At 67.4% G+C, this 15,016-nt stretch carries 10 protein-coding genes and 1 pseudogene; 8 read left to right on the top strand and 3 right to left on the bottom strand.

Annotated features, from left to right (window positions below; genetic code table 11):
- Positions 1–86: 86 nt before the first annotated feature.
- Positions 87–3,221, bottom strand: a pseudogene (gene fdnG / locus R3I40_RS04145) (formate dehydrogenase-N subunit alpha); the annotation flags it as partial.
- A 186-nt stretch (positions 3,222–3,407) separates the two neighbouring features.
- Here fdnG and R3I40_RS04150 point away from each other — a divergent pair.
- Positions 3,408–4,364: a nucleoside hydrolase gene (locus tag R3I40_RS04150; protein ID WP_285261559.1), complete on the top strand. Its 957-nt coding sequence runs from the start codon at positions 3,408–3,410 to the stop codon at positions 4,362–4,364.
- A 78-nt stretch (positions 4,365–4,442) separates the two neighbouring features.
- Here the strand turns inward: R3I40_RS04150 and R3I40_RS04155 are convergent, their stop codons facing one another.
- Positions 4,443–6,245: a DEAD/DEAH box helicase gene (locus R3I40_RS04155; protein WP_259928110.1), complete on the bottom strand. Its 1,803-nt coding sequence runs from the start codon at positions 6,243–6,245 to the stop codon at positions 4,443–4,445.
- Between the two features lie 517 nt (positions 6,246–6,762).
- Between R3I40_RS04155 and aspS the strand changes: the two genes are divergently transcribed.
- Positions 6,763–8,559 carry an aspartate--tRNA ligase gene (aspS, locus tag R3I40_RS04160; protein ID WP_285261560.1) on the top strand — a complete coding sequence of 599 codons (1,797 nt, stop codon included), beginning with the start codon at positions 6,763–6,765 and terminating at the stop codon, positions 8,557–8,559.
- A gap of 75 nt (positions 8,560–8,634) precedes the next feature.
- Here the strand turns inward: aspS and R3I40_RS04165 are convergent, their stop codons facing one another.
- On the bottom strand, positions 8,635–9,285 hold the full coding sequence (locus R3I40_RS04165; RefSeq protein ID WP_285261650.1) for a DUF3043 domain-containing protein: 651 nt from the start codon (positions 9,283–9,285) through the stop codon (positions 8,635–8,637).
- A 133-nt stretch (positions 9,286–9,418) separates the two neighbouring features.
- Here R3I40_RS04165 and R3I40_RS04170 point away from each other — a divergent pair, with 133 nt between their 5' ends.
- From R3I40_RS04170 to ctaF, 6 genes are all read left to right on the top strand, one after another.
- Positions 9,419–10,786 carry a dipeptidase gene (locus R3I40_RS04170; protein WP_285261561.1) on the top strand — a complete coding sequence of 456 codons (1,368 nt, stop codon included), beginning with the start codon at positions 9,419–9,421 and terminating at the stop codon, positions 10,784–10,786.
- Positions 10,783–11,049 carry a hypothetical protein gene (locus R3I40_RS04175; protein WP_183374150.1) on the top strand — a complete coding sequence of 89 codons (267 nt, stop codon included), beginning with the start codon at positions 10,783–10,785 and terminating at the stop codon, positions 11,047–11,049. Before R3I40_RS04170 ends, R3I40_RS04175 begins: the two co-directional genes overlap by 4 nt.
- A 128-nt stretch (positions 11,050–11,177) precedes the next feature.
- Positions 11,178–11,540, top strand: coding sequence for a HesB/IscA family protein (locus R3I40_RS04180; RefSeq protein ID WP_239374406.1), 363 nt, complete (start codon positions 11,178–11,180; stop codon positions 11,538–11,540).
- Between the two features lie 325 nt (positions 11,541–11,865).
- Positions 11,866–12,774 carry an aa3-type cytochrome oxidase subunit II gene (ctaC, locus tag R3I40_RS04185; RefSeq protein WP_183374154.1) on the top strand — a complete coding sequence of 303 codons (909 nt, stop codon included), beginning with the start codon at positions 11,866–11,868 and terminating at the stop codon, positions 12,772–12,774.
- A gap of 95 nt (positions 12,775–12,869) precedes the next feature.
- Positions 12,870–14,507 (top strand): aa3-type cytochrome oxidase subunit I, encoded by a 1,638-nt coding sequence (gene ctaD / locus R3I40_RS04190; RefSeq protein WP_239374447.1) that lies wholly within the window; start codon positions 12,870–12,872, stop codon positions 14,505–14,507.
- A gap of 6 nt (positions 14,508–14,513) precedes the next feature.
- Positions 14,514–14,930, top strand: coding sequence for an aa3-type cytochrome oxidase subunit IV (gene ctaF, locus R3I40_RS04195; RefSeq protein ID WP_183374155.1), 417 nt, complete (start codon positions 14,514–14,516; stop codon positions 14,928–14,930).
- Positions 14,931–15,016 lie beyond the last annotated feature (86 nt).

Consider the following 15,016-nt stretch of genomic DNA (forward strand, 5'->3'; position numbering starts at 1 on the left):
CCCCGGTTGGAGCCGTCCACCACGGTCTGCTCCGCCTGCAGCGGGTTCTCCGGCTGCGCGAAGGAGCGGTCCAGCTGCACCATGCCGGTGTCGACAGTGATGCCGGCGTCCGCACGGTACTTGTCGATCAGATCCAGCAGATCCTCACCCCGCGGGCGTCGACCCGGGCGGATGGCTGCCGCGTTGTGCTTGGAGTCCTGGATCTGGACGTTGTCGTCCAGGGTCAGGCCCAGCAGATCGTTCGCGCTGTCACCGGAGACCACGGCCTCGTCGCCCTGCGCCCAGTGGTACGGGATGCCGATCTGGTGAACCGTGCGGCCCAGCACCTGCAGCGGCTTCACGCGGCGGGTCACCATGACGCGCGCCTCGATCGCCGAGCGGGGCGAGATGATCGTGGCCCATTCGCCGTTGACCAGGCCGGCCTCTTCGGCGAGCTCGGGGGAGACCTCGCAGAACAGCTCCGGCTGCAGCTCCGACAGGTACGGCAGGAAGCGGCTCATACCGCCGGCCGTGTGGTGCTCCGTCAGCCGGTACGTGGTGAACACGTACGGGTAGACGTCGTTGCCCGCCTCCCGCACGTGCGGGGCGTACAGGTTGTCCTCGCGGGAGAACAGCACTCGGGTCGGGCTGGACTGGATCGGGTAGAGCGGGTTGCCCACATGGGACTCCGGCGGCTCGTAGTGGGTCGGCATCGGGCCGTCCACCATGCCCTTCGGAGCGAACAGCCATCCCTTGCCGTCTGCCTGCATGATGAACGGGTCGTTGCCGCTGAGGCCCTTCACACCCGTCTCACCCGGCTCGGCTCGGTGGCTCGGTGCGAGCGTGGGCGGGAAGTCGGGAACGTCGTACCCGGTCCACTTGCCCTGCTCCTCGTCCCACCAGACGAGCTTCTTGCGCTCCGACCACGGACGGCCCTCCGGGTCCGCCGAGGCGCGGTTGTAGAGGATGCGGCGGTTGGCAGGCCATGCCCAGCCCCACTCGAGGGCCATCTCGTCCTGCTCCTGGCCCGGCTTGCGGCGACGCGCCTGGTTGACGCCGTCGGCCATCACGCCGGCGTAGATCCAGCAGCCGCCGGCGGTGGAGCCGTCGGCCTGCATCTCGCCGAAGGCGTTCAGGTTCTGGCCCTTCTTCTCACCCGACAGGTGATAGCCGTTGATCTCCCGCAGGACGTCCTCGGCATCGGGCTCACCGTGCTCATCCACGCTGTAGTCCCAGGTGAGGTCCTGGATCGGCTTGTCGCGCGGATCGGTGGAGTCCTTCAGGCGCTCCTTGATCATCAGGCCCAGCTTGTGGAAGAACTCCAGCTCACTGGTGCAGTCGCCCGGCGGGGTGACGGCCTGGTCGCGCCACTGCACCATGCGCTGCGTCTGCGTGAACGAGCCCGCCTTCTCCGTGTGGTTCGCGGCCGGCATGAAGAAGACCTCGGTGTCGATCTCCTCGGTCTTCAGCTCACCGGTGGCGATCTCCTGCGAGTCCTTCCAGAAGGTCGCGGTCTCGATCATGGAGAAGTCGCGCACCACGAGCCACTTGAGGTGGCTGAGCGCCATGCGCTGCATGCGGCCGTTGGCGGAGCCCACGGCCGGGTTCTGGCCGAGGATGAAGTAGCCGTCGACCTTGTCCTCGAGCATCGCCATGGTGGTCTGGTACGTGCCGTGTGCGCCGGAGAGCTTGGGCAGGTAGTCGAACGCCCAGTTGTTCTCCTTCGTTGCGGCATCGCCCCACCACGCCTTCATGAGGTTGATGAGGTAGGTCTCGCCGTTGGCCCAGAAGCCCTTCTGGTCCTTGTTGCCCACAGCCTTCACGTACTCCTCGTACGTGTTGTGCTTGCCTGCGGTCGGCATCGCGATGTAGCCGGGCAGGATGTGGAACAGGGTCGGGATGTCCGTGGAGCCCTGGATGGTGGCGTGACCGCGCATCGCCATGATGCCGCCGCCCGGGCGGCCCATGTTCCCCAGCAGCAGCTGGATGATCGAGGCGGTGCGGATGAACTGCGTGCCGATCGAGTGCTGGGTCCAGCCCACGGCGTACACGAAGCAGCTCGTGCGCTCGCGACCCGAGTTGTCGGTGAGGGACTTCGCGAGGTACTCGAAGTCGTCCTTCGAGATGCCGCAGGTCTCCTCCACCAGCTCGGGGGTGTAGCGGGCGTAGTGGCGCTTGAGGATCTGGAACACCGTGCGCGGGTGCTGCAGGGTCTCGTCGCGCTCACCGGAGTCGTCGTACTGCCAGGACGACGGATCGTACGAGCCGGTTTCCGGGTCGTAGCCGGAGAAGAGGCCGTCGAGGTCCTCGGTGTCCCGGAAGTCCTCACTGATCAGCTGGGCGGCATTGGTGTACGCCGTGACGTACTCCTTGAACCACAGCTCATTGGTGATGATGTAGTTGATGATCGCGCCGAGCAGAACGATGTCCGAGCCCGCACGGATCGGGACGTGCTTGTCCGCAAGAGCGGACGTGCGGGTGAAGCGCGGATCCACGTGGATCACGCGGGCGCCGCGCGCCTTCGCTTCAGCGACCCACTGGAAGCCCACGGGGTGGGCCTCCGCCATGTTGGATCCCTGGATGACGATGCAGTCGGCGTTCGCCATGTCCTGCTGGGACTGAGTGGCGCCGCCGCGGCCGAACGAGGACCCCAGACTGGGGACCGTGGCACTGTGTCATATGCGTGCCTGGTTCTCCATCTGGATCGCCCCGGCTGCCGTGAACAGCTTCTTGGCGAGGTAGTTCTCCTCGTTGTCGATGGTCGCGCCGCCGAGCGAGGCGATGCCGAGCGTGTGACGGAGGGTGCGCCCCTGATCGTCCTTCTCGCGCCAGTGGTTGCGGCGGGCTTCGATGAAGCGATCGGCGATCATCTCCATCGCCGTGTCGAGGTCGAGCTTCTCCCACTTCGTGGATCGGGGAGCCCGGTAGAGCATCTCGGTGATGCGCCCCGGTGAATTGACCAGCTGCTCCGATGCAGCGCCCTTCGGGCAGAGACGGCCGCGCGAATGCGGCGAGTCGGGGTTGCCCTCGATCTGGATGACCTTGTTGTCCTTGGTGTAAACGCGCTGGCCGCAGCCGACTGCGCAGTACGGACACACGGAGTGAGCCATCGAATCCGCGGTGACGGTGCGAGCTGTCAGATCCTCAGAGACCTTCGACTTCACCGACGGGCCGCGGCCGAAGAGGTCACCCGATGTCAGCTGCCGAACGGCGGGCCAATTGAGCGGGGTGATTCTAGCCATGACCCGAGCCTACTCCGTGAACGTCGGAATACAACGCCCAGACGCGCATCGGCGGGTGTTGCCCACGCCATCCCGAATTATGTGCGCTCGCATTTGCGGAAATGGGCGTCCACCTCGGGTTTTCGTCGGCCGACGGAGGCCGCCGTAGACTGGGTCGGACCCAATCGAGCAGATGGAAGGAACCGCGTGAGCGCGCACAAGATCTACCTGGACTGCGACCCCGGCATCGACGACGCCCTCGCGATCGGTTACCTGCTCGCTGCGGAGGACGTGGACCTGCTCGGCATCGGCACCGTCAGCGGCAACACCAACGCCGCCCAGGGCGCCACGAACGCGCTCGCCCTCCTCGAACTCGCCGGCCGCACCGAGGTGCCCGTCGCCGTCGGCTCCAACGACTTCCTCCACGGCAACTACGACGGCGGCGCGCCGCACGTGCACGGCGCGCGCGGCACCGGCGCAGTGGAGCTGCCCGCCCCGTCGGCCTCCCCGGTGGAGGAGAGCGCCGTTGACATGCTCCTGCGCCTCTCCCACGACCACGCCGAGGAGCTGCACATCATCGCCGTCGGTCCGCTGACCAACATCGCCCGCGCGGTGGAGAAGGACCCGACCCTGCCGCGGCGCGTCGCACGGGTGACGATCATGGGCGGAGCAGCCCTCGTTCCCGGCAATGTCAGCCAGGCCGCCGAAGCGAACATCAAGCATGACCCCGAGGGTGCGCAGGTTGTGTTCGGCGCCCCGTGGGACATCACCGTGGTGCCGCTGGACGTCACCCTCACCAACACGTTCGAAGAGGAGGACCGGCAGGCGCTCGCCGCCTCCGGGCAGTTCGGACGCCATGTCGCCGAGATGCTGGACTACTACTTCCAGTTCTACGTCGGCTTCTACGGCCGCCGCGCCGCCGCCCTGCACGACCCGCTGGCCGCCGCGATCGCCGTGGAGGGCATCAGCGCTGCCGTCGCCCCCATCGTGCGTGTGCGGGTGGACTGCACCACCGGGGCTCAGCGCGGTCGCGTGATCTGCGACCTGCCCTCCGATGTGCCGGTGGAGTCCATTCCCGACACCCCAGGTGCGAACGTCGCAGTCGTTCTGCGCACTACCAGCGACCTGGCTCCGCAGCTGCGCGAGGCGCTCGTCTCCCTCTGACACCCGCGCTCCGCAGACCGGGGCGCACGACGACGGGGCGCCCTCCCAGCAGGAGGACGCCCCGTCGTCTGTGTGCGATCAGAAGCGGCGGTCGCGGCCGCGTCCGCCGAAGTCGCGGTCGCGCCCACCGCGGAAGCCGCGGTGTCCGCCCTTGCCGCCGCCGGGGCCGCGGTCCTCAGCGATGCGCATCTGCTTGCCGGCCACACGGGCGCGACCGATCGCCGCGAGCTGGTCCTCGCTCACGCCGTTGCGCAGTTCGACCAGGGAGAACGACGGGAAGATGTCGATCTTGCCCACGTCCTTGCCGTTCAGGCCGCCCTCGCCGGCGATGGCCCCGACCACGGCCTGCGGGCGCACACCGTGGTTGCGGCCCACGCTGATCCGGTAGGAGGTGAAGCCGGGGCTCGTGGTGCGCGGGCCGCGGCTGCGGTCGCGCGGACCGCCGTCACGGCTGCCCCGATCGCCGCGATTCGCGCGATCACGGTCGCGGCCCTGGTCGCGGAACGACGCACCGGTGAACTCCTCATCGTCGCGGCGGGGGCCGTCATCGCCCACCACCATGGCGCCGAGGACAGCGGCGAGCTGCTCGGCAGAGATGTTGGTGCTCTCCAGGTGTTCGGAGATCAGCTCGTGGTAGAGGCTGAGTCGGCCGGCGTCCAGGCGGGTCTGCACCTCGCCGAGGACGCGCTGCATCTTGTGGCGAGACACGTCCAGCGGGGTCGGAACCTGGACCTCGGTGAGCTCCTGGCGCGTCACGCGCTCGATGTTCTTCAGCTTGCGGCGCTCGTGCGGCGCCACGAAGGTGATGGCCTTGCCGGTGCGGCCGGCGCGGCCGGTGCGGCCGATGCGGTGCACGTACGCCTCCGGCTCACCGGGGACGTCGAAGTTGACGACCAGGCCGATGCGCTCCACGTCGAGGCCGCGAGCGGCGACATCGGTGGCGACCAGGACGTCGAGGGAGCCCTCGCGCAGGCGGCCGACGATGCGCTCGCGCTCCTTCTGCGCGACGTCACCGGAGATGGTGGCGGCGACGATGCCGCGTCCCACCAGGGCGGTGCCGACCTCTTCAGCAGCGCTGCGGGTGCGGACGAACACGATCGCAGCGTCTGCATCGCTGGTCTCGATGACCCGGGTGAGCGCACCGGTCTTGTGCTTGAACGGCACCACCGCGTAGCTCTGCTCCACGCTGGTGACAGTGGTGGACTGGCGCGCCACGGCGACGCTGACGGCGCTGGGCATGTGCTCGTCGGCCACACGCTTGATCGCTGGCGGCATGGTGGCGGAGAACAGCGCCATGCGCTTCTCCTCCGGGACGAATCCGAGGATCTCGTCGACGTCCTCGGCGAAGCCCATGCGGAGCATCTCGTCGGCCTCATCGAGCACGAGGGTCTGCAGGTCGCCCAGGCGAAGGTTGCCGCGCTTGAGGTGGTCGATGACGCGGCCGGGCGTGCCGACCACGATCTGCACACCGCGCTCCAGCGCCTTCTCCTGCGGGCCGTAGGGGGAGCCGCCGTAGATGGACAGCACGCGCACGCCCGGCATGTTGCGGGCGAAGTCCTGGATCGCATCGCCCACCTGCATGGCGAGCTCGCGGGTCGGTGCCAGGACCAGACCCTGCGTCGCGGTGGACGAGGGGTCGGTGTGCGCCAGCATCGGCAGACCGAACGCGGCGGTCTTGCCGGTGCCGGTTTGGGCCACGCCGATGACGTCCTCGCCGTTCAGCAGCGCCGGAATGGCCTTCTCCTGAATGGGGGAGGGGGTGACGAATCCGATCTCGGTGACGGCGTCCAGAAGGGCCGGCGGAAGGCCGAGGTCGGCGAAGGTCACGGCCGCATCCTCGGTGGTGGCGGTGGGGTCGGTGGTGTCGATGTTCTCGTTCATACGCTCCTGCGCTTCTTCGATGGACGCGGGAGCCGAACGAAGGGCCTCAGGGGACCCTGCGGAGTCCGCCGATGCGGGCTGGGCGGCTGAATGCGTCGCTGTGGTGGGGGTGGTGTCGTTCGCGGTGGTGGCGGTGGTGGGCAGGTCAAGGGCAGCGCAGGGCTGCTCGAGTGCGGTCAAAGGCTTCCAATCGGGGCAGTGAACGCCCGATCCCAGTAGTCCGCGCGCTCTCGTCGTTCACTTGAGACTCGCGGCGTTCGAAGCGCCGCACGAGCGGTTCGGTACCAGGAGGCGAACCGCGACCCATGGCGTCATCCTCAGTGGTCACCGAGCAAGAGGACGCCGATCAAGTGCTTCCTCCACACTACCGATCGGACAGCCGTGCGGATAGGCACTCGGGTGGCGACATCCCTCACGTCCTCCGCCGGCCGGTCGACGGAGCCCGACCTCGGTCCGATGCGGAGGATACGATGGACGCACTCGTACCCTCATACACGCACAAGGCGAAGGATTCTGCATGCTGCGCTCTCACAACGCCGGTGAGCTCCGCGAGGAGCACATCGGACAGACCGTCACTCTGGCCGGCTGGATCGGTCGTCGCCGCGACCACGGCGGCGTCGCTTTCCTCGACCTGCGGGACGCCTCGGGCGTCGCTCAGGTTGTGGTCCGCGAAGAGGACGCCCACCACCTCCGCAGCGAATACGTGCTGAAGGTGACCGGCACGGTCGAGAAGCGCCCCGAAGGCAACGAGAACGATGCCCTGCCCACCGGCACCATCGAAGTCATCGCGGACACGGTCGAGGTGCTGAACCCGTCGGCCGCCCTCCCGTTCCAGCTGGACGAGCACTCCGACGTCGGTGAAGAGGCCCGCCTGCGCTACCGTTACCTCGACATGCGCCGCAGCGGCCCCGCGAAGATCCTCCGCCTGCGCTCCGCCGTCAATCAGGCAGCGCGCACCACCCTGATCGACCAGGGCTTCGTCGAGGTCGAGACCCCGACCCTGACTCGCTCCACCCCCGAGGGCGCCCGCGACTTCCTCGTCCCGGCGCGCCTCGCACCCGGCTCCTGGTACGCCCTGCCGCAGTCGCCGCAGCTGTTCAAGCAGCTGCTGATGGTCGGCGGCATGGAGCGCTACTTCCAGCTCGCCCGCTGCTACCGCGACGAGGACTTCCGCGCGGACCGCCAGCCCGAGTTCACCCAGCTCGATGTCGAGATGAGCTTCGTGGACCAGGACGACATCATCGCCCTCACCGAGCAGCTGCTGCAGAACATCTGGGCCACCATCGGCGTCGAGGTCGCCACCCCGATCCCGCGCATCACCTACGCGGAGTCGATGCGCCGCTACGGCTCCGACAAGCCGGATCTGCGCTTCGACCTTGAGATCACCGAGATGACCGAGTACTTCCAGAACACGCCGTTCCGCGTGTTCCAGGCCCCGTACGTCGGTGCGATCGTGATGGCCGGCGGTGCCTCCCAGCCCCGCCGTCAGCTCGACGCCTGGCAGGAATGGGCGAAGCAGCGCGGTGCGAAGGGCCTCGCCTACGTCCTCATCCAGGAGGACGGCACCCTCGGCGGACCCGTCGCCAAGAACCTCTCCGATGAGGAGAAGGCCGGCCTCGCCCAGAAGACCGGCGCCCAGCCGGGCGACTGCGTGTTCTTCGCCGCCGGTGACGCCAAGAGCTCCCGTGGCCTGCTCGGCGCCGCCCGCAATGAGATCGCCGAGAAGCTCGGCCTCATCGACGACGACAAATTCGCGTTCGTGTGGGTGGTGGACGCGCCCATGTTCGAGCCGGCCGGTGACGCCGTCGCCGCCGGTGATGTGGCCGTCGGCTCCGGCGCCTGGACCGCCGTGCACCACGCGTTCACCTCCCCGAAGCCGGAATTCCTCGACACCTTCGACACCGATCCGGCGTCCGCCCTCAGCTACGGCTACGACATCGTCTGCAACGGCAACGAGATCGGCGGCGGCTCCATCCGCATCCACCAGGAGGATGTGCAGAAGCGCGTCTTCCAGGTGATGGGCATCTCCGAGGAGGAGGCGCAGGAGAAGTTCGGCTTCCTGCTGGAGGCGTTCAAGTACGGCGCCCCGCCGCACGGCGGCATCGCCTTCGGCTGGGACCGCATCGTGGCACTCCTCGCCAAGGTCGACTCCATCCGCGAGGTCATCGCGTTCCCGAAGACCGGCGGCGGCTTCGACCCGCTGACCGAGGCACCCGCTCCGATCACCGCTCAGCAGCGGAAGGAAGCCGGCGTGGATGCCAAGCCGAAGAAGAAGGACGAGGCGGAGGCTGCTGCGGAGAACGCCGAAGCCTGAGAAGCCGTCGCACAGCAGAAGAGCCGGCCTCGAGGAGGGACCGGCTCTTCTGTTCGTCCGGACGGACGCTGCGGCTCAGGCGCGGGGTGCTTCGCCGCGCTTGATCATCGGGCGCGGCATCCGCAGGCGGCGGATGTTCGTGGCGCGCAGCAGCGCGTAGCTCACCATTCCCGGCGGCACGGAGCCGAAGCGGTCCACCATGGTGCGGCGCACCTTCGAGCGCAGCAGGATGAGGTCGAGGACCGCGACGATCACACCCGCCCACAGCACGATGATCAGCGTCAGCCCCACCTTCGAGTACAGGGCCGGGCTCACCAGCTGCAGGATCAGCGGCAGCGTCAGCGTCACCAGGGCGAACGGCAGCAGCCACTCGGCCACGTTGAAGCGGGAGTCGACCACATCGCGGGCCAGGCGGCGCTCCGGTCCGGCATGCGCCAGCGGGTAGTTCGCCTCGTCGCCGGTCATCAGCGCGTGGTTCTGCTTGCTGCGGGCCTCGTTGACGCGTTCCCGGTTCCGTCGGCGCGCCTCCTTGCGATCCGAGGGCACGAGCGGACGCTGGCGGGCGGCCTGCGCATCGCGGCGCTTCGGGGTGGGGCGGCCCTTGCCCCCGGACTTCGCCGGCTTCTCCGCGGCGACGGGGGTGGTTACTGACTTCTCGGCGCCCGCAGGAGCGGCGCCCACGGCGGTCGAGCCGCCGCGCTTCTTCTTCTCACGACTGGTGTTCATCACGCCGCCCAGTGTAGGCGAGAAGGAGCGGGACCCGGGCAGGGCGGGGAGTGACTGCGACCAGCGCGATACGGTGGAGCCAGTGCGCCGCTGCACAGGCGGCACCCGTCGGACGAAGGAGAACATCCCAGCCATGACCGTCACCGCGGACCCGAAGCTCACCGCCCGCATCGCGGAGCTGATGCCCGAAGCCGTCGAGGACCTCAAGAGCCTCGTGCGCATCCCCTCGATCGCCTTCGACGGGTACGACCAGTCCCATGTGGCCCGGAGCGCGGAGGCGGTCGCCGGCCTGCTGCGCGAGGCCGGCATGCCCGAGGTCGAGATCGACAGCGTCGACGGGGGAGCGCCCGCTGTGCTCGCCCGGCGTCCCGCCGCGGACGGCATGCCGACCGTCATGCTCTACGCCCACCACGACGTTCAGCCCGTCGGTGACGAGAACGCCTGGACCTCCGCACCGTTCGAGCCGGAGGAACGGGACGGTCGCCTGTACGGCCGCGGAGCCGCCGACGACAAGGCCGGCATCGTGGCCCACGTCACCGCCCTGCGTGCCCTGCGCGAGGAGCTCGACGAATCCGGTGTGGGCGTCACCGTCTTCATCGAAGGCGAAGAGGAGTGGGGCTCGCCCACTTTCCGCCCCTTCATCGAGAAGCACCGCGACGCGATGGAGTCGGACATCATCATCGTCGCCGACTCCTCCAACTGGAAGATTGGGCAGCCCTCGCTCACCACCAGCCTGCGCGGCCTGGTGGACGCCGTCATCGACGTCCGCGTGCTCGACTTCCCGGTCCATTCCGGCATGTTCGGCGGGCCGATCCTCGACGCCCCCACCCAGCTGGGACGGCTGATCGCCACCTTCCATGACGCCGACGGGGCCGTTGCGATCAAGGGTCTGCACCAGGCCGAGGAGCCCGATGTCGACATGGACGAAGCGGACCTCCGTCGCGACGCAGGCGTGCCCGACGGCCTCGGCCTGTCCGGCACCGGCTCGCTCACCGGTCGACTCTGGACCAAGCCGGCCCTCTCGATCATCGGGATCGACGCCACCCCCGTGCAGCAGGCGTCCAACACGATCATCGCCTCCACCCGCGCGAAGGTATCGCTGCGCCTCGCGCCCGGACAGGAGCCGGAGGCGGCGATGGAAGCGCTGATCCAGCACGTCAAGGAGAACACCCCGAACGGCGCGGAGGTCACCGTGACCCCCGGTGAGATGGGCAAGCCGTTCCTCGCCCCCGCCGACAGCGCCGGCATGAAGCTCGCACGCGCCGCCTTCGAGGCGTCCTGGGGCGTGAAGCCTGTCGACACCGGGCTGGGCGGCTCCATCCCGTTCATCGCCGACCTGCTCGAGGTGTTCCCGGAGGCGGACGTCCTCGTCACCGGTGTGGAGGACCCGGATTCGCGAGCGCACGGCATCGACGAGTCGCTGCACCTCGGAGACTTCGAGCACGTCTGCCTCGCCGAAGCGCACATCCTGCGCGGCGCCGCAGCCGGTGGCGGCCGATGAGCAGCCCCCTGCGCGACGAGGACCGCACAAGTCAGCCGGTGCACCCGGCGACCGTCCCGTTCACCTTCGGCGGGCTCGTCCTCGGCTTCCTGCTCGGCTATATCATCGGCCCGTGGGGCGCAGTGATCGGTGGCCTGGTGGCTTTGGGCGGGGTGATGCTGGCCGCCTCGAAGCCGGGGGTGCGCAACCCGGTGCTGATGGGGCTCGGAGGCATGGTGATCGGGTACACCGGCATCATGCTCGTCGCCCTGTTGAATATGTAAAAGATCGTGTTGCACAATTAGCACACACGGCTGTTCCCCATCCTGCGCCGGGACCCTCGGTCCCGCCGACCGCAGTGCTCCGGCGTAGGGTGGGAGGCACGTACTGTCGATCACGGGAGGATCCCTCTATGACCACCACGGCTGGCGAGCAGAAGACCGCACCGGCGCACGGCGTCGAACTGACCGATGTCGCTGCTGACAAGGTGAAGTCCCTCCTCGCGCAGGAGGGACGCGACGACCTCCGCCTGCGGATCGCTGTGCAGCCAGGAGGCTGCTCCGGTCTGATCTACCAGCTCTACTTCGATGAGCGACTCCTCGACGGTGACGCCACGGTCGACTTCAACGGCGTTGGGGTCGTGGTGGACAAGAACTCGGTGCCGTTCCTCATCGGTGCGACCATCGACTTCTCCGACACCATCGAGAAGCAGGGGTTCACCATCGACAACCCGAACGCTGGGAGCTCCTGCGCCTGCGGCGACTCCTTCGCCTGATCGCACGTGGGTGCGCTGCGCGCCCTTCTCGTCTGCACGAATGCGGCGCTCCCATCGCGGGGCGCCGCATTCGGCGTTCTCGGCCGAGGTGCGCCGACGCCGCTGACGGCGGGCATCTCACATTTTTGCGGCACGCGGGGCCTGGAGTCTGCATCGTGCTCAATCTCGCGTATGATGATCGAGCGGAACCATGCTGTCCGCTGGGAAGCGCCGGATCAGTGCGTCCGGCGGGCGAACAGCAGGAACCGATGCCCCTTATACGTCGAGTCGACCGCCTCGCCCCGCTCCTCGGGCGGCTGACGGTCGGTGATTGGAAGGTCAGCCTGTGATTCCCCAAACCACGGAACGCAGCCGCAGGGCTCCGAAGGCGCTCGCTGCCACAGCCCTCGTGTCGCTAGCGCTGGTGGGCTGTACAGCCGAGCAGAAACGTGGATTCCTCCCGCAAAGCACCCCTGAAGAGGTGACTGACCAGACCGGCCGCATCATTTCGATGTGGACCGGATCCTGGATGACGCTGCTGGCTGTCGGCCTCCTCGTGTGGGGCCTGGCCATGTGGTGCGCCATCGCCTACCGCCGGAAGAAGCACGACAAGGGCTTCCCGGTGCAGCTGCGCTACCACGTGCCGATCGAGCTCACCTTCACGCTGATCCCCGTCGTCATGATCATGACGCTCTTCTACTTCACCCAGCGTGACATCAACGAGATCGAGAACCTGAAGGCCGATCCCGATTACACCGTCAACGTCGTGGCCAAGCAGTGGGCGTGGGACTTCAACTACGTGGATGACGACGTCCACGAACCCGCCGGCGTCCAGTCCTTCCGCACCGGCGAGCCCGGCGCCGAGAAGGATCTGCCGGTCCTCTACGTTCCGGTCAACAAGACCGTCGAGTTCCAGCTCGACTCCCGCGATGTCGTCCACTCCTTCTGGGTCGTCGACTTCCTCTACAAGAAGGACATCTTCCCGGGGCACACCACCGTCTTCCAGGTGACGCCGACCGCTGAGGGCACCTTCCCCGCCAAGTGCGCGGAGCTGTGCGGCGAGTACCACTCGGACATGCTCTTCAACCTGAAGGTCGTGTCCCAGGAGGAGTTCGACGCTCACATGAAGGAACTGCGCGAACAGGGCTACGAGGGGCAGCTCAGCAACGACCTCAACCGCATGCAGAAGGATTGGAACATGCGGGACAAGAACCAGGAGACGATCCAGAATCGTCGTGAGGATGGTGCGAAGTGACCACGCAATCAGCACCTCGGGCAGCGACCGGTTCGCACACTCCCGAGCAGACCCAGTTCAAGCCCGCGCGCGCTGAGACCTCGCTCGGCAAGCAGATCATGGGCATGCTCACCACCACCGATCACAAGCTGATCGGCATCATGTACATGGTGATGGCGTTCGCGTTCTTCTGCTTCGGCGGCGTGCTCGCCCTGCTGATCCGCGCTGAGCTGTGGGAGCCCGGCCTCCAGGTCGTCGTCTCCAAGGACCAGTACAACCAGCTGTTCACCATGCACGGCACGATCATGCTGCTGATGTTCGGCACCCCGCTGTTCAACGGCTTCGCCAACTACCTCGTGCCGCTGCAGATCGGCGCCGTGGACATGGCGTTCCCGCGCCTGAACATGTTCGCCTTCTGGGTGACCGGCTTCGGTGCGCTCATCGCCTGCGCCGGCTTCCTCACCCCGCAGGGCGCGGCATCCTTCGGCTGGTTCGCCTACGCCCCGCTGAGCGATACGACCTTCTCCCCGGGCCTCGGCGGAGACCTGTGGGTGTTCGGCCTGGCCATGCAGGGCTTCGGTACGATCCTCGGCTCGGTCAACTTCATCACCACGATCATCTGCATGCGCATGCCGGGCATGACCATGTTCCGCATGCCGATCTTCACGTGGAACATCCTCATCACCGGCATCCTGGTGCTGATGGCGTTCCCGCCGCTGGCCGCCGCCCTGTTCGCACTCGGCGCCGACCGCATCTACGACGCGCACATCTTCAACCCGGCCAACGGCGGACCGGTGCTCTGGCAGCACCTGTTCTGGTTCTTCGGCCACCCCGAGGTGTACGTGCTCGCCCTGCCGTTCTTCGGCATCGCCTCGGAGGTCATCCCGGTGTTCTCCCGTAAGCCGATCTTCGGCTACAAGACCCTGGTGTACGCGACGATCTCGATCGCCGCACTGTCCGTGACCGTGTGGGCGCACCACATGTACACCACCGGTGCGGTCATGCTGAGCTTCTTCGCCTTCATGACGATGCTCATCGCCGTGCCGACCGGCGTGAAGTTCTTCAACTGGATCGGCACCATGTGGCGAGGCTCGATCACGTTCGAGACCCCGATGCTGTTCACCCTCGGGTTCCTCACGACCTTCCTCTTCGGCGGTCTGACCGGCGTCATCCTCTCCACCCCGGTGCTGGACTTCCACCTCCAGGACACCTACTTCGTGGTGGCGCACTTCCACTACGTCATCTTCGGCACCATCGCCTTCGAGATGTTCGCCGGATTCTACTTCTGGTGGCCCAAGATGTTCGGCTACAAGCTGGATGAGCGCCTTGGCCGCATCCACTTCTGGCTGCTGATGGTCGGCTTCCACCTCACGTTCCTCATCCAGCACTTCATGGGTGTGGAGGGCGCACCGCGTCGCTACCCGAACTACCTGGCTGAGGACGGCTTCGCGTTCATGAACCAGGTGTCCACCGTCGGTGCGTTCATCCTCGGTGCCTCGACCCTGCCGTTCCTGCTGAATGTGGTGCTCACCCACCTCAAGGGCCACAAGGTCACCGAGAACGATCCGTGGGGCTACGGCGCTTCGCTCGAGTGGGCGACCACCTGCCCGCCGCCGCGCCACAACTTCCACTCGCTGCCCCCGGTGCGCTCCGAGCGTCCGGCCTTCGACCTCCGCTTCCCGGATGTCGCAGCGACCGACCACATGCACGCTGATGCTGTCACCGCTGCAGCTGCGGCGCGGAAGGGGAACTGACACTCCATGAATACGTTTGCCCGCATCACCGCGATCTGCGGATTCTTCTTCATCATCGTCGGGGTGGCCTACACCTTCCTCACCGGCACCTATGAGCCGTCCGGCTTCGAATGGGTGGGCGTTCCCGCCATCTTCGGCCTCTCCGGACTGATGTTCATGATGTCGGTCTACTCGATGATGACGAGCCGCCGGTTCAACAAGCAGGCGCAGGACGACCACGCAGGCGAGGTCCATGACGAAGCCGGCGTGCAGGGCACCTTCGCTCCGTACTCCTGGGCGCCGCTCTGGGCATCGCTCGGTGCGTCGCTGGTCTTCATCGGTCTGCCGATCGGCTGGTGGCTGATGGTGCTCGGCTTCATCGTGGCCGCTTACGGCGTGATCACCTGGGTGATGGCGCACTCCACAGGATTCCACGCCCACTGATCGACTGACCCGATCAGACACGAAAGGGGCGATCCATCCTCGGATGGATCGCCCCTTTCGTCATACCCGGGCAGGGCAGCGGTGGA

It is taken from the genome of Helcobacillus massiliensis (genome assembly GCF_033106145.1).
GTDB lineage: Bacteria > Actinomycetota > Actinomycetes > Actinomycetales > Dermabacteraceae > Helcobacillus > Helcobacillus massiliensis.